The organism is Streptomyces sp. 1331.2 (assembly GCF_900199205.1).
GTDB lineage: Bacteria > Actinomycetota > Actinomycetes > Streptomycetales > Streptomycetaceae > Kitasatospora.
Map to the genome: position 1 here is coordinate 5,478,685 of NZ_OBMJ01000001.1, position 16,608 is coordinate 5,495,292.

Here is a 16,608-nt window from a genome sequence, read left to right on the forward strand (position 1 = left end):
CGGCGTGCGGGGCCGAGGGCCACCAGCTCTCGGCCCGGATCCTCGACGTCCCCCGCCCGACGCGACGCCGCCCTCAGGCCGCCGCCTCCGCCTCCCGCGCGTCGGCCGGGACGCCGAGGTCGCGCAGCACCGCCCGCGCCGCCCGCCGTCCGGAGACCAGCGCGCCCTGCACGGTGCTGGTGTCCCGGTGGTCCCCGGCGACGTACAGCCCGGCCAGCAGCCGCACCGGGCGCCGGGTGTTGTGCGGCGGCGGCATCGCGGGCAGCGCGTCCGGGACGTGCCGCACGGTGAGGAACTGCCAGCCCCCCGTCGAGGCGCCGTACAGCTCGGTGAGCCGGGCCCGGACGGCCGGTTCCAGCCCGGCGGGGCCGCCCGCGTCGAAGGCGCGCCGCCCGAGCACGGTGGTGGCGATCAGCGCCTGGCCGGCCGGGGCGTAGGACGGGTGCAGTTCGCTGAGCACCAGCGAGTGCGAGACCAACGGCGGGTGCCCGTCCGGCCGTTCGCCGTCGAGCAGCAGGACGGCCTCGCCCAGCGGGGAGCGGTCGGCCGCGTGGTAGAAGGTCGTGACGGGGTGGAAGTCGGGCAGCCGGAGCCCGGGCAGCAGGTCGGCGGCGGAGCGGGCGTCGGTGGCGACGATGACGGCCTGGGCGCCGATCCGCCCGTGGGTGAGGGTCTCCACGCCGTCCGCGGCGATCGAGGTGACCTGGACACCGGTGCGGAGGGTGCCGGCGGGCAGGGCGGCGGCCAACTGGGCCGGCACCGCCGCGATTCCGCCGGCGGGCAGACAGAGCCGCCCGCGGGCGTAGGAGCGCAGCACCAGGTCGGCGACCCGGCTGCTGGTGCCGAGCGCCGGGTCGCCGAGCAGGGCGCTGAGCAGCGGGCGCAGGAAGCCGTCGACGGTGCGCGGGGCGAGTCCGTGCCCGGCCAGCGCGCGGGCGGCGGTGGTCTCCGGCCGGGCCTGCAGCCGGCTGACCGGGGTGGTGGCGAGCCGGCCGAGCCAGCTGCCGAGGCGGGCCTTGTCCAGCGGGCTGCCGAGCGGAGCCCGGGTGGCGGCCTGCCGGGCGGCGGTGAGCTGCGGGTCCCCGGCGCGGTACCGGCGGCCGCCGCTGTGCACGAGTACGCCGGGCGCGAGCGGGCGCAGGTCGAGGCGGTCGAGGTCGAGCGTGCGGCGCAGCTCGGGGAAGGCGGTGTTCAGCAGGTGGCTGCCGTCGTCCAGCCGGAATCCGTCCAGCTCGCGGGTGGCCATCCGGCCGCCTATCCGCTCGGTGGTCTCCAGGACCTGAACGGTGAGGCCGTGGCCGGTGAGCGCCCGGGCTGCGGCCAGACCGGCGAGTCCGGCGCCGACCACGACGACGTCCGGGTCGGACGGCCGACGGGCGCGGCGGGTGAAGTCGTACGTGGGCACTGGGGTGCTCCCTCCCTGGTCCCGGGGCTCCGGCCGACGCAGGCAGCGGGGTGCCGGGACACGGTCCGAGGAAGGTGATGCCCAGTCAGTGTGAGCATCAGACAAGCACATCGGACCGGATCCGGGGCCGGGCAGGGTTGTGCGGCGCCGGACGGGGGCGCGGTCACGGACAGTGCGCCGCGGCGGCCGGGTTCGGGGTCGACGGGCGCGCACGGTCACCGGGGGCGTGCGACGCGCCCGCCATGTGCTCCCGTGCGCCCCCTCCCGGAGCCCCGTCCGACCCCCGCCCGATCCCGTCCGGCCCCCGCCCGGCATATGCCCCTGGCCAGGGCGGATGCCGTAGCCGGAGGTACGCACAAGGCCCGGCGCGCGTACGTCACAGCGCCGCCCGCCCAGGCCCGGCGCGCGTACGTCACAGCGCCGCGAGCACCGCCGAGTACACGTCCGGGTGCGTGAAGCGGAAGCCCGCGTCCAGCAGCCGCCGCGGCACCACCCGGTGGCTGCCGACCACCTCGACCGCCAGCTCGCCCAGCACTGCCTTGAGCACCGGCTCCGGCACCGGGAACGGCGTCGGCCGCTTCAGCGCCCGTCCGATCGCCGTGGTCAGTTCGGCGTTGGTCACCGGGTTCGGCGCCGTCAGGTTGAAGGCGCCGGACAGGTCCTCGTGGTCGATCAGGAAGCGGAGCGCGGCCACCTCGTCGTGCAGCGAGATGAAGCTCCAGTACTGCCGCCCGCTGCCGAGCCGCCCGCCCAGGCCCAGCCGGAACAGCGGGAACAGCCGCCCGCCCGCCCCGCCGGCGGTGGACAGCACCATGCCGGTGCGCGGGTGGACGACCCGGATCCCGGCCCGTTCGGCGGGCCTGGCGGCGGCCTCCCACTCCAGGCAGACCTCGGCGAGGAAGTCGTCACCGGCGGGGGAGTCCTCGTCGATCACCCGGTCGCCGGTCTGCCCGTACCAGCCGACCGCGGAGGCGCTGACGAGCACCTGCGGCGGCTCCTTGAGCGCGGCCAGGGCGACCGCCAGGGTCTCGGTGCCGTAGACCCGGCTCTCCCGGATCTCCCGCTTGTAGGCGTCCGTCCAGCGGTGGTCGCCGACCCCGGCGCCGGCCAGGTGCACCACGGCCTGGACGCCGGTCAGCCCGTCCCGTTCGACCTCGCCGAGCAGCGGGTTCCAGCCGATCGCCGTACTGCCGTCGGGCTGCGGGCCCGTCCTGGACCGGTGCCGGACCAGCCGGACCACCTCATGGCCGTCCGCCAGCAGGGAGCGGACGAGCGCCGAACCGATCAATCCCGTGGAGCCTGTGACAGCGATGCGCATGCGCCCATCCTCGCAGGCCGAACGCTCCCGGCCGTCCCCAGCGGCCCCGAATGGCCGTCAGGCACGCCTTACCATGGCGTGCATGCCCGACGACGATCTGATCATCCGTCCGGCGCAGCCCGAGGACGAGCGCGAACTCGCCGTCCTCAACCGCGCCGCCTGGTCCACGCTCTCCGACGTCTCCCCGGAACCGCCCGCCGATGACGCGGTCTTCGACGAGCGCCACACCCCGGAGCAGTTCCTGCTCGCGATCCTGGACGGACGGATCGTCGGCTACGTCCGCCAGGTCCCGGCCACCCCGCTGGCGAGCAACCGTCACGTCCGCCAGATCCAGGGCCTGGGCGTCGACGGCACGGTCCGCGGCCGGGGCATCGGCCGACGCCTGGTCGAGGCGGCCTGCGCCGCCGCCCGGGCCGAGGGCGCCCGCAAACTGAGCCTGCGGGTGCTCGGCTGGAACACCCCGGCCCGCCGCCTCTACGAGAGCTGCGGCTTCGCCGTCGAGGGCTCGCTGGCCGAGGAGTTCCTGATCGACGGCTCCTACGTGGACGACGTCTGGATGGCCCGCCGCCTGGCCGACTGACCCCTCCCCGACCCGGCCCGTCCGACCGCCCCCCGGACCCCGTCCGACGGCCTCCCGAACGGTGTCCGGGGCGGTGCAGAGTCGTGACACACCCGCCCTGTCTGGACCACTGCCGCGCCGGGTACCGTACGGCCGTGAGCAACTCGACGCCTCCCGGGTGGTACCCGGTTCCGGGTGCGGACGGCACCCCCGGTCACGAGCGCTGGTGGGACGGCAACGCCTGGACCAGCGAGGTCCGGCCGCTCCAGGGCGGCGTCGCGGGCCCGCTCGCCGACGCCCCGACCCAGACGACCTGGCAGTCCTCCGAGCAGAAGCCCGGCTACGGGTACCCGGGCACCGCCCCGGCGGCCGGCTACGGCTACCCCGCCCAGGACGCCTACCAGGGCCAGAACCCGTACCAGGGGCAGGCCGGCTACCCGGCCCAGGGCGCCGGCTACGGCTACCCGGGCCCGGGCTACCCGCCGCAGGGCCCGGCGAAGAGCCGGACCGGCATGATCGTCGGCATCGCGGTCGGCGTGCTCGCCGTGGGCGGGATCGTCGCCGGGATCGCGCTCTACGGCGGCGGCGACCCCGAGGCGGACCCGACGCCGAACCCCACGGTCACCGTCACCCAGAGCAGCAGCCCCACGCCGACCCCGACCCGGCCGACCACCAGCCCCACGGTTCCGGTGCCCAAGCCCGTGCCGGCCCTCAAGACCACCGTCCCGGACCCCCAGCACGCGATCACCGTCCCGGTCTTCGACGGCTGGGACGCGGCGCCCAACCCCTCGCACTCGACGGTCTTTCTCGGCAGCGGCCAGTACACCTGCCCGGACGGCAACTCCTGCATCCGCGGCCAGTTCTCGATCGAGAAGGACACCATCCAGGGCACCACCCCCAAGGCGGCCGCCGACGCCGCGATGCCCACCTACGCCGGGCAGATCTTCACCGGAATCACCTCGCACACCGACTACGGCTCCGGTTACGTCACCGTCGCCGGCGTGCTCGGCTACGCGACCCGCTGGCACGTGCGCACCTCGGACGGCACCCAGGGCTACGTCCTGCTGGCCGCCGTCCCGGCCAAGGGCGGCGGCTACGTGGTCTTCCAGGGCGGCGTGGACGACGACCCGGCCGCCCCGGACTCCTCGGTGCTGGACCAGATCCTCAAGGGCGTCAAGCAGGACGGCTCGTCCGGCAGTTCCGCCTGAGAACCACCGGCCGGCAGTTCCGCCAGGGAACCACCGGCCGGCCGCCGCGCGTCCGGCCACCTGCTCACGCGCGCCCGCTCAGTCCCCGTACCGCTCCCAGAGCTTGGGGAAGCGCTTCGCCATCACGTCCGGGTCGTCGAAGTCCAGCGACGCCCCGGACGGCCGTCCGGCCTGTCGCCCGCCCACCTCGGGCAGCGGCAGCCCGGTCAGCCGCTCGTACGCCTCGTCGGCGGCGTAGCCGATGTCCTCGGCCTCGCCGTCCTCCTCCTCGTCGAACTCGGGCAGCAGGTCCGCCAGGTCGTCGGGCTCGGCCAGCCCGCCCTCGAAGACCTCCCGGCCCTGGGCGATCAGCCAGCAGCGGAAGTAGTCGAAGGTGTCCTCGGAGGCGCCGTCCAGCAGCAGGTAGGCCGCGCCCCACAGGTCGGAGCGGTAGGCGCGCTGGAACCGGGCCTCGAACAGCCGGGCGAAGTCGATCACGTCGTCCGGGGTCAGTTGGACGAGCCGATCCACCAACCGGTCGGCCTGCTCGTCGGGGTCGCCGTCGGCGGCGTCCCGGGTGTCGTCGATGATCTGCCAGAAGTCCGTCTCGTCCATCACCGCTCCAGCATCCCCGTTCGTCCGCGTCCGCGCATGCCCTGCCCCCGCCCCGGCGCGGCGTGGCGCCGGGAACCGCGGAACCCCGCGCCGTCCGGGGACGACGCGGGGTTCCGCGGGGACCGTGGAGCGGTCAGAGGCCGAGCTCGACCTCGAACTCGCCGGCCTCCAGGATCTCCTTGACCGCGACCAGGTAGCGGGCGGCGTCGGCGCCGTCCACCAGGCGGTGGTCGTAGGAGAGCGACAGGTAGGTCATGTCACGGATGCCGATGGCGGTGCCGCCGTCGGCCTCGATGACCACCGGGCGCTTGACGGTGGCGCCGATGCCCAGGATGGCGGCCTGGTTCGGCGGCACGATCACGGTGTCGAACAGCGCACCGCGCGAGCCGGTGTTGCTGATGGTGAAGGTGGCGCCGGACAGCTCGTCCGGGGTGATCTTGCTGTCGCGGACCTTGCCGGCCAGCTCGGCGGTCTTCTTCGAGATGCCGGCGATGTTGAGGTCGCCCGCACCCTTGATGACCGGGGTCATCAGACCCTTCTCGGAGTCCACCGCGATACCGATGTTCTCGGTGTCGAAGTAGGTGATGGTGCCCTCGGCCTCGTTGATCCGGGCGTTGATGACCGCGTGGGCCTTCAGCGCCTGGGCGGCGGCCTTGACGAAGAACGGCATCGGGGACAGCTTGACGCCCTCGCGGGCCAGGAAGGAGTCCTTGGCCTTGCCGCGCAGCGACATGATCTTGGTGACGTCCACCTCGACCACGCTGGTCAGCTGGGCCTGCTCGTGCAGGGCCTTCATCATGTTGTCGCCGATGACCTTGCGCATGCGGGTCATCTTGACCGTCTGGCCGCGCAGGGCGGACGGCGCGGCGGCGGCCTTCGGCGCGGCAGCCGGGGCGGCAGCGGCGGCCGGGGCCGGGGCGGCCTTGGCGGCCTCCGCGGCGGCGATGACGTCCTGCTTGCGGATGCGACCGCCGACGCCGGTGCCGGCGACGGAGGACAGCGCGACGCCGTGCTCGGCGGCGAGCTTGCGCACCAGCGGGGTGACGTAGGCGTCACCGTTGTCGGCAGCCGGGGCAGCCGGGGCGACCGGAGCGGGGGCGGCGACCGGGGCCGGAGCCGCGACCGGAGCCGGAGCGGCAACGGGAGCCGGAGCGGCAACGGGAGCCGGAGCGGCGACCGGGGCCGGGGCGGCCGGAGCCGGAGCGGCAGCCGGAGCCGGAGCGGCAACCGGAGCCGGGGCAGCCGGAGCCGGAGCAGCGGCCGGGGCCGGAGCGGCGGCGACCGCACCCGCGGCGCCGATCAGCGCGAGCTGGGCGCCGACCTCGGCGGTCTCGTCCTCGCCGACCAGGATCTTCACCAGGGTGCCGGCGACCGGCGACGGGATCTCGGTGTCGACCTTGTCGGTGGAGACCTCAAGCAGCGGCTCGTCGACCTCGACCGTCTCGCCCTCGGCCTTCAGCCAGCGGGTGACGGTGCCCTCGGTGACGGACTCGCCCAGGGCGGGCAGCAGCACCGGGGTGGCGTCGCCGGCCGGAGCAGCCGGAGCGGCAGCCGGGGCGGCGGGGGCGGCCGGAGCGGCAGCCGGGGCCTCGGCGACCGGAGCCGGAGCAGCGGCGGCCGGAGCGGCAGCCTCGGCGGCCGGGGCGGCAGCCGGGGCGCCGGAGCCGTCGTCGATGATCGCCAGCTCGGCGCCGACCTCGACGGTCTCGTCCTCGCCGACCTTGATCGAGGAGAGGATGCCGGAAGCCGGGGCCGGGATCTCGGTGTCGACCTTGTCGGTCGAGACTTCGAGCAGCGGCTCGTCGACCTCGACACGCTCACCCTCGGCCTTCAGCCAACGGGTGACAGTGCCCTCGGAAACGCTCTCGCCCAGTGCGGGCAGTGTTACTGAGACCGCCATGGTTTCAGCGACTCCTATCAAGTCTTGCGTACGGAAGTACTTGCGTACGGGAAGTACCGGAAAAGGGGGGTGGGGCGCGATCAGTCGTGCGCGTGCAGCGGCTTGCCGGCCAGCGCCAGGTGCGCCTCGCCCAGGGCCTCGGACTGGGTCGGGTGCGCGTGGATGAGCTGCGCGACCTCGGCCGGCAGGGCTTCCCAGTTGTAGATCAGCTGGGCTTCGCCGACCTGCTCGCCCATGCGGGCACCGACCATGTGGACACCGACCACGGCGCCGTCCTTGACCTGGACGAGCTTGATCTCGCCGGCGGTCTTCAGGATCTTGCTCTTGCCGTTGCCGGCCAGGTTGTACTTGAGGGTGACGACCTTCTCCTTGCCGTACAGCTCGACGGCCTTGGCCTCGGAGATGCCGACGGAGGCCACCTCGGGGTTGGAGTAGGTCACGCGCGGGACGCCGTCGTAGTCGATCGGCACCGGCTTGAGGCCGGCCAGGCGCTCGGCGACCAGGATGCCCTCGGCGAAGCCGACGTGGGCCAGCTGCAGGGTCGGGGCGAGGTCGCCGACGGCGGAGATGGTGGGCACGTTGGTGCGCATGTACTCGTCGACCAGGACGTAGCCGCGGTCCATCGCGACGCCGTTCTCCTCGTAGCCGAGGCCGGCCGAGACCGGGCCGCGGCCGATGGCGACGAGCAGCAGGTCGGCGTCGATCTGCTTGCCGTTCTCGGTGGAGACGCGGACACCGGTCTCGGTGTACTCGACGCCGGAGAAGCGGGCCTTCAGCTCGAACTTGATGCCGCGCTTGCGGAACGCACGCTCCAGCAGCTTGGAGGAGTTCTCGTCCTCCAGCGGGACGAGGTGCGGCAGCGCCTCGACGATGGTGACCTCGACGCCGAAGGACTTCCAGACCGAGGCGAACTCGACGCCGATCACGCCGCCGCCGAGGATGACGGCCGACTTCGGGATGCGGTCGAGCTTGAGGGCGTGGTCCGAGGAGATCACGCGGTTGCCGTCGATCTCCAGGCCCGGGATCGAGCGCGGCACGGAACCGGTGGCCAGAACGATGTGGCGGCCTTCGATGCGCTGGCCGTTGACGTCCACCGAGGTCTGCGAGGAGAGCTTGCCCTCGCCCTGGATGAAGGTGACCTTGCGGGACGCCACCAGGCCCTGCAGGCCCTTGTACAGGCCGGCGATGACGTCGTCCTTGTACTTGTGGACGCCGTTGATGTCGATGCCCTGGAAGGTGGCCAGAACGCCGAACTCGGCGGCCTCCTTCGTCTCGTCCGCGATCTCCGCGGCGTGCAGCAGAGCCTTGGTCGGGATGCAGCCGCGGTGCAGGCAGGTGCCGCCCAGCTCACCCTTCTCGACCAGGGCGACGCTCAGGCCCAGCTGAGCGGCGCGGAGCGCCGCGGCGTAACCGCCGCTTCCGCCTCCGAGAATGACTACGTCGAAAACGGTGCTGGCGTCGTTCGCCACGTCACGTCCTCCATGCATGGGGTGGGTCGCCGGGCCGGTCGCGGTCCGGTGGGTCGGAAGCCTTTGTGGGGCGCCCAGTCGTGCCGGAAATACATCTTCGCACTTGTTCGCGGTGGCTGATGTCCGGGTCCACCCCAGGGGTGTCCCGCGGAGCGGTCACCGGGGCGGCAACACCCCCGACGGATGGGCATCATCGCAGCTCAGGGCCGTGTTGACAGCCGCCGGACGGGGGTCTTCCGGGCCGTTCGGCGCGGTCTCTTCCGCACTGCGGAACAAAGTTTCGCCCGCAGCGAACACGCGTGCGCCGCACTGTTCCGGCCTACTCGCAGGTAACCGCGCCGGAACCTCGTCGGAACCCCGCCGGTCCGACACGGACCGACTCGACCCGGCCCGGACCGGCCTGACGTGCCCGGAACGCCGACGGGGCCCGGCGCACACGCGCCGGGCCCCGTCACCGCAGGTGCCTGATCAGGCCTTGCCGTTCGCCGTCCGCTCGGCGAAGCGGACCAGGGTGCGCACCGCGCTCGCGGTGCCGCCCTTCGGGGTGTAGCCGAACGGCGCGCCCTCGTGGAACGCCGGGCCGGCGATGTCCAGGTGCGCCCAGTCGATGCCCTCGGCCACGAACTCCTTCAGGAACAGGCCGGCCACCAGGCCGCCGCCCATCCGCTCGCCCATGTTGGCCAGGTCGGCGATGGTCGACTCGGTCATGCCCTTGCGCAGGTCGGCCGGCAGCGGCATCGGCCAGGACTGCTCGCCCACCTCGCCCGCGAGGGCGTGCAGGTCGTCGCGCAGCTCGTCGCTGTTGGCCATCACGCCGAAGGTGCGGTTGCCCAGGGCCAGCACCATGGCGCCGGTCAGGGTGGCCACGTCGACGATGACGTCCGGGTTCTCCTCGCCGGCCCGCACGATGGCGTCGGCCAGCACCAGACGGCCCTCGGCGTCGGTGTTCAGCACCTCGACGGTCTTGCCGCCGTACATGCGCAGCACGTCGCCCGGGCGGGTGGCGGAGCCGGACGGCATGTTCTCGGCCAGCGCCAGCCAGCCGGTCACGTTGACGGCCAGGCCGAGGCGCTTGGCGGCCACCACGGCGGCGAACACGGCGGCGGCGCCGGCCATGTCGCACTTCATGGTCTCGTTGTGGCCGGCCGGCTTCAGCGAGATGCCGCCCGAGTCGTAGGTGATGCCCTTGCCGACGAACGCCAGGGTGGCCTTGGCCTTCGGGTGGGTGTAGGCCACCTTCACCAGGCGGGGCGGGTTCGTCGAGCCGTTGCCGACGCCCAGCAGGCCGCCGAAGCCGCCCTTGGTCAGCGCCTTCTCGTCCAGCACCTCGACCTTGAGGCCGTGCTCCTTGCCGGCCGCCTGGGCGATCGCGGCGAAGCTCTTCGGGTTCAGGTCGTTCGGCGCGGTGTTGACCAGGTCGCGGGCGCGGTTCATCTCCTCGCCGATCGCGGCGGCGCGCTCCACGGCGGCCTTGGCGTCCTTGCTGCCCTTGCGGGCGGTCAGCACGACCAGCTCGCCGACCGGCTCCTTGCCGTTGCCGTTGCCCTTGTACGTGCCGAAGGAGTACGAGCCGAGCAGGCCGCCCAGCGCGACCGCCTCGACCTCGTCCGCGGACTCGACCGGCAGGGCCAGCGCGACCTTCTTGGCGCCGGCCAGGGTGCGGGCGGCGACACCGGCGGCGCGGCGCAGAGCCTCCAGCGCGTAGCCCTCCTCGGCCCCGCCGAGGCCGACCGCGAGCACGAGCGCGGCCTTCAGGCCGGCGGGGGAGGGGACCTTCACGGCCTCGCCCTCGGCGCCGGTCGCGCCCAGGGTGCTGAGGACCTCGGCCAGCTTGCCCTCGAACGCCTCGTTCACGGCCTCGGCGCCGGGGGCCAGCACAACGCCCTTCGGCCCCTTCGCGACACCGACCACCAGGGCGTCCGCGCGCAGCGAGGCGGCGGAGGAGGTGCTCACAGACAATGCAGTCACGTAATGCGTCCTGTTCTTTCGCGGTCCACGGCCGGTCGCGGCGAGGCTGCCGCACCGGCGCAGCCCGCCGTTGCAGGCCCGTCCGCCGGCGGGCCTCCGGGTCCGGGCCCCCTGGCTACGCGAACCCGCCGGACGGGCACGCACACCAGAGGTCCCGGCTCCTCGGTACGCGCCGGGCGGGCAGGACCTGCCACGGTGCAGGGCTGCGGTGCTTCACGCATGGTAGTCCGCATGGTGGGATCACGCGCCGCCCGGTGTCAGCCGAGCAACGCCAGGGCGAACAAGGTGCCGGTCGCAGCGGTCTCCGCCACCGCCCCGAGCACGTCCCCGGTGATCCCGCCGAGCCGCCGTACGCACCGTCCGAGCAGCAGTCGGGCGCAGCCCGCCCCGAGCACAAGGGCCGCCGGGAGGCGCAGGGCTGACCATCCGTCGAACAGTCCGAGTGCGGCCAGGGCCAGTGCCGCGCCGGCCGTTGCGGCGACCGCGCCGGCGGGCGACACCGTGCTCGCCACCATCGCGCCCAGCCCGCCCGGCCGCGCGGCCGGCACCGACCGCAGGCAGCCCCAGGCGAGCGCGCACCGGGCGGCCGTCGCCGAGGCCAGCACCGCGAGCGCGCCGCGCAGCGGCGACTGCCCGAACTGCCCGGCCAGCGCCGCGACCTGGGCCAGCAGGACGAGGACCAGGGTGAGCACGCCGAACGGGCCGATGTCGGACTGCTTCATGATGCGCAGCGCGTCCTCGGCCGGCTTCCCGCTGCCCAGCCCGTCCGCGACGTCCGCCAGGCCGTCCAGGTGCAGCCCGCGGGTCAGCCCGGCGAGCACCCCGACCGCCGCCACCGCGCCGAGCGGCCCGCCCGCCCGCCAGGCCACCAGCGCCCCCGCCGCGGCAGCCAGGGCTCCCAGCGCCAGCCCCACCAGCGGGGCCGCCACCATCGCCCGTGCACCCGCCTCCCGGTCCCACCGCTCGACCCGCACCCGCAGCACCGACAGGGTTCCGAACGCGAACCGCAGCCCGTCCCCCCAGCCGGCCCGGTCCCGGAGGTCCGTCATCGCCCTCACTCCTCAACCGCCCCGTACGGAACGGACCCCCAGTGCCCCTGACGGGGAGCTGGGGGTCCGGTTGTCCACGCCCTAGAGCCTTCTGAGCAGGTCCGCCGCCGAGGGCAGCTTCGGCTGCTCCTTCGGCGCGGCCGGCACGTACGGCTTCGGCGCCTCGTCGGCGAGCGCGTCCCCCGCCGCCTGCAGCAGCGGCAGCGCCAGCAGGGCGCCGACGCCCTCGCCCAGGGTGATCCCCTGGTCCTGCAGCGGCGTCAGGGTCAGCCGGTCGTACGCCTTCGCCTGCGCGGGCTCGCCGCTGGACTGCCCGGCCCGCCACCACTCCGGCGCCCGGAAGGCGATCCGCTGGGCGACCAGCGCGCAGGCCGCCGAGACCACCCCGTCCAGCACCACCGGCAGCCGTCGCACGGCCGCCTGCAGCAGGAAGCCGGTGATCGCCGCGAAGTCGGCCCCGCCGGTGGCGCCGAGCAGCGCCAGCTGGTCGCCGAGCACCGGCCGGGCCCGGCGCAGCGAGTCCCGGATGGTGGCGCACTTGACCATCCACACCCGGTCGTCGATCCCCGAGCCGCGCCCGGTCACCGCCGCCGCGTCCGTCCCGCACAGCGCGCCGACCAGGACGCCGGCCACCGTGGTGGAGCCGACCCCGAGGTCGCCGAGCAGCACCAGGTCGGTGCCGGCGTCGGCCTCCTCGTCGGCGACGGCCATGCCGGCCCGGAAGGCCCGGACGGTCTCCTCCGGGCTGAGCGCGTCCTCGGTGTCGATCCGCCCGGAGCCGCGCCGGATCCGGTGGGCGACCACGTCGTCCGGGAAGTCCGCCGGGTCGGTGTCCACCGCGACGTCGACGATCCGCACCTCGGCGCCGTAGCGCGAGGCCAGCCGGGCCACCGGAGCGGTGCCGTCCAGCACGGCCCGCACCCGGGCCGCCGTGCCGCCCTCGGCGGGCAGCCGGGAGACCCCGAGCGCCGCCACGCCGTGGTCGGCGGCGAACAGCAGCACCTTGGGCGCGGAGATCGGCCGTACCGATGAGCGCCCCTGGACGGAGGCCAGCCAGCTGCCCAGCTCCTCCAGCCTGCCGAGCCCGCCGGGCGGCCGTCCGGCCGCCTGCCAGCGCTCCTCGGCGGCCCGCCGGGCGCTCTCGTCGGGGCGCTCGACGAGCGAGGAGAACGTATCGAGATCCACGGTCGTGTCCATCGTCGGGAAGGCTACACGGCGCGGGTGTTCAGCCTGCGGCTGGCTTGACGTCCGGCTTGATGGTCAGCACCTGACCTGCCACGACCAGCAGGACGCGCTCCGAGGCGTCCGCCACGGCCATGTTCAGCCGGCCCAGGGTGTCGCGGAAGCGGCGCCCGGCGGCGGTGGCCGGGACCACCCCCATGCCGACCTCGTTGCTCACCGCGACGACGGTCCGTCCGGTGGCCGCCCAGGCCGCCGCCAGCGCCTCGCAGCGCCGCTGCACCGCGGCCTCGGCCCCGTTCGCCCAGCCCTCGTCGTCCCAGGCGCCGCACTCGTCCATCACCGCGGTCAGCCAGAGCGCCAGGCAGTCGACCAGCACCGGCGCCGGGTCGGCGGTGTCGGCCAGCACGGCCTCCAGGTCGCAGGTCTCCGCGGTGCGCCAGCTCGCCGGCCGGCGCTCACGGTGCAGGGCGACCCGCTGCGCCCACTCGGCGTCGCCGTCCCGGGTGCCGCCGGTGGCCACGTACAGGACGTCCGGCCGGTCGGCGAGCAGCTGCTCGGCGCGGGTGGACTTGCCGGAGCGGGCGCCGCCGAGCAGCAGCGTGCGGGGGAGCGGGGGGTGGGTCGCCATGCGGCTCATCCTGCCCGACCAGGCATACGGAAGATCGGGCCGGGCAGGCTAAGGTGCGCAGCAACACAGGCAGCGTCGTCGGTGGGAGGAGCCGGGCATGGCGTGGACGTGGCGGTACGAGAAGGCGGACGGCAGCGCGGTGACGCTCGACGGCAGCCAGGAGGAGTTCGCCGGCCAGGGGGACGCCGAGACCTGGATCGGCGAGACCTGGAAGCAGCTCGCGGAGGACGGCGTCGACACGGCGGTGCTGCTGGAGGACGACCGGGTCGTCTACGCGATGAGCCTGCACGAGGAGTAGCCCCGGCTGCTCCCGCTCGCTCCTGCTGCACCGGCTTCTGCTGCACCGGCTTCTGCTACTTCGAGCCGATCACGTGCAGCAGCGCGGCGACCTGCCGGTACGGGTCGGTGCGGCCGGCCCGGTCCTCGGCTTCCAGCAGCTGGGCCAGCTGCCGCCCGTCCACCGGCGGGGCCGCGTCGTCGGGGGCGTTGTCGGTGAAGACGCGCACGCCGTACCAGTGCCGGATCGGCACCGACACCTCGGAGAGGGTGACGGAGAGGTCGGCGAGCCGGTCGGCCCGGGCGGCCAGTCCGAGCCGGTTGTAGTACCGGTCGCTCTCGAAGGCGTGCAGGGCGGCCCGCCAGTCCCCGGCGGCGGCGGGCCGCAGCGCGAGCGCGTCCCGGTTGCGGACCAGCAGCGAGAGCAGCCCGCCGGGTGCCAGCAGCCGGGCCAGCGAGGCGATCATCGGATCCGGGTCGGGCAGGTACATCAGGACGCCGTGGCAGAGCACCACGTCGAAGCTGCGCGGGCCGAACCAGCGCCCGCACTGGTGGCCGTCCCCGCTGAGCAGCTGCAGCCGGCCGCGGACCTCCGGCGGCTCCTCGCCGAGCGCCCCCTGGGCGACGCCGAGTGCGACCGGGTCCGAGTCGATCCCGGTGACGTAGTGGCCGGCCCGGGCCAGCCGCAGCGCCTGGGTGCCCTGGCCGCAGCCGATGTCGAGGACGCGTTGTGCGCTGCGGCCGGTGAGCTGTTCGGCGAGCTGGCGGGTGACGAGTTCCTGGCGGACGAAGTTGCGCAGTCCGCCGAGCCGCTCCAGCCAGGCGGCGGTGCCGCCGGCGAAGGACCCGCTGCGGGAGGGCAGCAGGCGCTCCTGGCCGGCCCGCTCCTGGCCCAGCCGGTCGTGGCCGCCGTGGCCCTGCCCCGGCAGCGCGTACAGGCCGGGCCCCTCCCAGGAAGGCGGGGCCCAGCCGGAGTCGACCGGTTCGGCGGTCAGGGCTTCTCCCCGCGCCGCACCTGCGGCTTGGGCAGGCGCAGCCGGCGCATCTGCAGGGTGCGCATGATGCCGTACGCGATCGCGCCGCGGGTGTTCTCGTTCGGGAAGCGCGCGGCGAGCTGCTTGCGCAGGCCGAGGCCGAGGCGGACGAAGTCCAGGATCACGAAGACGAAGAACAGCAGGAACAGCAGCGTGGAGAGCACCTGCAGCTGCGCGACCTTGATGATGCTGAGCACCAGGATGACCACGGCGGCCGGCAGGAAGAACTCGGCGAGCGACCAGCGGGCGTCCACGTAGTCGCGGGCGAACCGGCGCACCGGGCCCTTGTCACGGGCCGGCAGGTGGCGCTCGTCGCCGTCCATCAGTGCCTGGCGCTGCTTCTCGCGCTCGCCCCGCATCCGGTCGCGGGCCTGGCGGGCGGCCTCCTTGCGGTCCTTGGGCACCGTCACCCGGGTGCGCCGGCCGGCCTCGGCCTCGCTGCGCTTGGGGGTGGGGCGGCCCTTCTTGGCCTCCGGGTGGCGGGCCTGGGCGGTCTCGTCCTGCTTCTCCAGCACGGTGGCGGAGGCGGCGGCATCATCTGAACGGCGTCGGAACACACCACCAGCGTACGGGGTGCGGAGCGGCTTCCACGGGTGCCCTCGGAACCGAACGCATATCGATACCGCGAGCCGGCGCTTCCCGCCCGGATTTCCCGGGGACTTCCCGTAGGGGATCAATCGGATGGACGATGGGGGGGATGAGGGGCGGATCCACCCGGGGGATGAGGAAACGCCACTGGTCGCTGTAGCAGTCTTGTTGCAGGCAGGTGCACTGCGGCGACGGGCTCGCTGCACATACACTCGTCGTGTCTGGTAACGAGATAGAGACCGCAGGCCGGAGAAGGGGGCACCCGAGGCCCATGAGCGACGGAATCATGAAGCGTATGGGGCTGATCTTCCGCTCCAAGGCGAACAAGGCCTTGGATCGGGCGGAGGATCCCCGTGAGACGCTCGACTACTCCTACCAGAAGCAGCTCGAACTGCTGCAGAAGGTACGGCGTGGCGTCGCGGACGTCGCGACCTCGCGCAAGCGCCTCGAACTCCAGCTGACCCAGCTCCAGCAGCAGTCGGCCAAGTACGAGGACCAGGGCCGCAAGGCGCTGTCGCTCGGCCGTGAGGACCTCGCCCGTGAGGCGCTGACCCGCAAGGCCAACATGCAGTCCCAGATCACCGATCTGGAGACGCAGTACCAGCAGCTGCAGGCCGAGGAGGAGAAGCTCACCCTCGCCTCCCAGCGGCTCCAGGCCAAGGTGGACGCCTTCCGCACCAAGAAGGAGACCATCAAGGCGACCTACACCGCCGCCCAGGCGCAGACCCGCATCGCCGAGTCCTTCTCGGGCATCTCGGAGGAGATGGGCGACGTCGGCCTGGCCATCCAGCGGGCCGAGGACAAGACGGCCCAGATGCAGGCCCGGGCCGGCGCCATCGACGAGCTGCTCGCCTCCGGCGCGCTCGACGACGCGAGCGGTCTCGGCCGCAAGGACGACATCGAGGCCGAGCTGGAGCGCGTCGCCGGCGGGTCCGACGTCGAGCTGGAGCTGGCCCGGATGAAGGCCGAGCTGTCCGGCGGTCCCGCGTCCGGTCCGGCCGCGATCGAGCAGGGCAAGCCGCAGGACGCCCAGCCGCAGCCGCACGCCCAGCCGCAGCAGGACACCCCTCGCATCAACTACAACAAGTGATCTGAGCTCGACCCCACGAACCAGGGAGACGCACGGCATGATCATGAGGGTCATGGGTGAAGGGCAGTTCGAGGTGGGCGAGGCCCACCTGACCCTGCTCAACGAGCTCGACGCCGAGCTCGTCACCGCAGTGGACTCGGGGGACGAGGAGCTCTTCCGCCAGGCCTACGGCAAGCTGCTGGGCGCGGTGAAGCAGTACGGCACCCCGGTGCCGCTGGATTCGCTGGAGCCGTCCGAGCTGATCCTGCCGAGCGCCGATGCGACGATCGGCGAGGTCCGCGAGCTGCTGATGGCCGACGGCGAGGGCGTCATCCCGGGCTTCCCGGAGTAACACCGCGGC

General features: G+C 73.8%; 15 protein-coding genes and 1 pseudogene. 5 read left to right on the forward strand and 11 right to left on the reverse strand.

What is annotated here, in order from left to right; genetic code table 11:
* Window positions 1–73: 73 nt before the first annotated feature.
* The gene (locus CRP52_RS23545) at window positions 74–1,405 is read right to left on the reverse strand and encodes an FAD-dependent oxidoreductase (RefSeq protein WP_257032820.1); all 1,332 of its coding nucleotides are present in this window, start codon (window positions 1,403–1,405) and stop codon (window positions 74–76) included.
* Window positions 1,406–1,817: 412 nt separating this feature from the next.
* Complete coding sequence (locus CRP52_RS23550; RefSeq protein ID WP_097238204.1) at window positions 1,818–2,723, reverse strand: TIGR01777 family oxidoreductase; 906 nt, start codon at window positions 2,721–2,723, stop codon at window positions 1,818–1,820.
* Between the two features lie 73 nt (window positions 2,724–2,796).
* On the opposite strand from CRP52_RS23550, the gene CRP52_RS23555 reads away from it, so the two are divergent.
* Together CRP52_RS23555 and CRP52_RS38435 are read left to right on the forward strand one after the other, a co-directional pair.
* Entirely contained in the window at window positions 2,797–3,303 is a 507-nt protein-coding gene (locus CRP52_RS23555; protein ID WP_218893110.1) for a GNAT family N-acetyltransferase, read from the forward strand.
* Window positions 3,304–3,437: 134 nt separating this feature from the next.
* Window positions 3,438–4,490 (forward strand): DUF2510 domain-containing protein, encoded by a 1,053-nt coding sequence (locus CRP52_RS38435; protein WP_179852900.1) that lies wholly within the window; start codon window positions 3,438–3,440, stop codon window positions 4,488–4,490.
* A gap of 78 nt (window positions 4,491–4,568) precedes the next feature.
* Here the strand turns inward: CRP52_RS38435 and CRP52_RS23565 are convergent, their stop codons facing one another.
* From CRP52_RS23565 to cobU, 7 genes and pseudogenes are all read right to left on the reverse strand, one after another.
* Window positions 4,569–5,084 (reverse strand): DUF4240 domain-containing protein, encoded by a 516-nt coding sequence (locus tag CRP52_RS23565; RefSeq protein ID WP_097238206.1) that lies wholly within the window; start codon window positions 5,082–5,084, stop codon window positions 4,569–4,571.
* Between the two features lie 133 nt (window positions 5,085–5,217).
* Window positions 5,218–6,984, reverse strand: coding sequence for a 2-oxoglutarate dehydrogenase, E2 component, dihydrolipoamide succinyltransferase (gene sucB / locus CRP52_RS23570; protein ID WP_097238207.1), 1,767 nt, complete (start codon window positions 6,982–6,984; stop codon window positions 5,218–5,220).
* Between the two features lie 80 nt (window positions 6,985–7,064).
* Window positions 7,065–8,471 carry a dihydrolipoyl dehydrogenase gene (lpdA, locus tag CRP52_RS23575; RefSeq protein ID WP_097238208.1) on the reverse strand — a complete coding sequence of 469 codons (1,407 nt, stop codon included), beginning with the start codon at window positions 8,469–8,471 and terminating at the stop codon, window positions 7,065–7,067.
* 450 nt (window positions 8,472–8,921) lie between these two features.
* On the reverse strand, window positions 8,922–10,421 hold the full coding sequence (locus CRP52_RS23580; RefSeq protein WP_097238209.1) for a leucyl aminopeptidase: 1,500 nt from the start codon (window positions 10,419–10,421) through the stop codon (window positions 8,922–8,924).
* Window positions 10,422–10,678: 257 nt separating this feature from the next.
* On the reverse strand, window positions 10,679–11,470 hold the full coding sequence (locus CRP52_RS23585; protein ID WP_097238210.1) for an adenosylcobinamide-GDP ribazoletransferase: 792 nt from the start codon (window positions 11,468–11,470) through the stop codon (window positions 10,679–10,681).
* 81 nt (window positions 11,471–11,551) lie between these two features.
* Entirely contained in the window at window positions 11,552–12,667 is a 1,116-nt protein-coding gene (locus tag CRP52_RS23590) for a nicotinate-nucleotide--dimethylbenzimidazole phosphoribosyltransferase (protein WP_097238211.1), read from the reverse strand.
* Window positions 12,668–12,695: 28 nt separating this feature from the next.
* Window positions 12,696–13,268: pseudogene (cobU, locus tag CRP52_RS23595) on the reverse strand (bifunctional adenosylcobinamide kinase/adenosylcobinamide-phosphate guanylyltransferase); the annotation flags it as partial.
* Between the two features lie 109 nt (window positions 13,269–13,377).
* On the opposite strand from cobU, the gene CRP52_RS23600 reads away from it, so the two are divergent.
* Window positions 13,378–13,578, forward strand: coding sequence for a hypothetical protein (locus tag CRP52_RS23600; RefSeq protein ID WP_097238213.1), 201 nt, complete (start codon window positions 13,378–13,380; stop codon window positions 13,576–13,578).
* 55 nt (window positions 13,579–13,633) lie between these two features.
* Here the strand turns inward: CRP52_RS23600 and CRP52_RS23605 are convergent, their stop codons facing one another.
* The gene (locus CRP52_RS23605) at window positions 13,634–14,374 is read right to left on the reverse strand and encodes a class I SAM-dependent methyltransferase (protein ID WP_179853070.1); all 741 of its coding nucleotides are present in this window, start codon (window positions 14,372–14,374) and stop codon (window positions 13,634–13,636) included.
* 173 nt (window positions 14,375–14,547) lie between these two features.
* Window positions 14,548–15,147: a DUF3043 domain-containing protein gene (locus CRP52_RS23610; RefSeq protein WP_097238215.1), complete on the reverse strand. Its 600-nt coding sequence runs from the start codon at window positions 15,145–15,147 to the stop codon at window positions 14,548–14,550.
* A gap of 317 nt (window positions 15,148–15,464) precedes the next feature.
* On the opposite strand from CRP52_RS23610, the gene CRP52_RS23615 reads away from it, so the two are divergent.
* Together CRP52_RS23615 and pspAA are read left to right on the forward strand one after the other, a co-directional pair.
* Entirely contained in the window at window positions 15,465–16,268 is an 804-nt protein-coding gene (locus CRP52_RS23615; RefSeq protein WP_373560515.1) for a PspA/IM30 family protein, read from the forward strand.
* Between the two features lie 37 nt (window positions 16,269–16,305).
* Window positions 16,306–16,599, forward strand: a complete 294-nt coding sequence (gene pspAA, locus CRP52_RS23620) for a PspA-associated protein PspAA (RefSeq protein ID WP_097238217.1) — start codon at window positions 16,306–16,308, stop codon at window positions 16,597–16,599.
* The last annotated feature ends 9 nt before the right edge of the window (window positions 16,600–16,608 follow it).

Coding starts and splice junctions, on each gene's coding strand:
- CRP52_RS23550 (WP_097238204.1), bottom strand. CDS start 2,723: ATGCGCATCGCTGTCACAGGCTCCACGGGATTGATCGGTTCGGCGCTC.
- CRP52_RS23555 (WP_218893110.1), top strand. CDS start 2,797: ATGGCGTGCATGCCCGACGACGATCTGATCATCCGTCCGGCGCAGCCC.
- CRP52_RS23565 (WP_097238206.1), bottom strand. CDS start 5,084: ATGGACGAGACGGACTTCTGGCAGATCATCGACGACACCCGGGACGCC.
- sucB (WP_097238207.1), bottom strand. CDS start 6,984: ATGGCGGTCTCAGTAACACTGCCCGCACTGGGCGAGAGCGTTTCCGAG.
- lpdA (WP_097238208.1), bottom strand. CDS start 8,471: ATGCATGGAGGACGTGACGTGGCGAACGACGCCAGCACCGTTTTCGAC.
- CRP52_RS23585 (WP_097238210.1), bottom strand. CDS start 11,470: ATGACGGACCTCCGGGACCGGGCCGGCTGGGGGGACGGGCTGCGGTTC.
- CRP52_RS23590 (WP_097238211.1), bottom strand. CDS start 12,667: ATGGACACGACCGTGGATCTCGATACGTTCTCCTCGCTCGTCGAGCGC.
- CRP52_RS23600 (WP_097238213.1), top strand. CDS start 13,378: ATGGCGTGGACGTGGCGGTACGAGAAGGCGGACGGCAGCGCGGTGACG.
- CRP52_RS23615 (WP_373560515.1), top strand. CDS start 15,465: ATGAAGCGTATGGGGCTGATCTTCCGCTCCAAGGCGAACAAGGCCTTG.
- pspAA (WP_097238217.1), top strand. CDS start 16,306: ATGATCATGAGGGTCATGGGTGAAGGGCAGTTCGAGGTGGGCGAGGCC.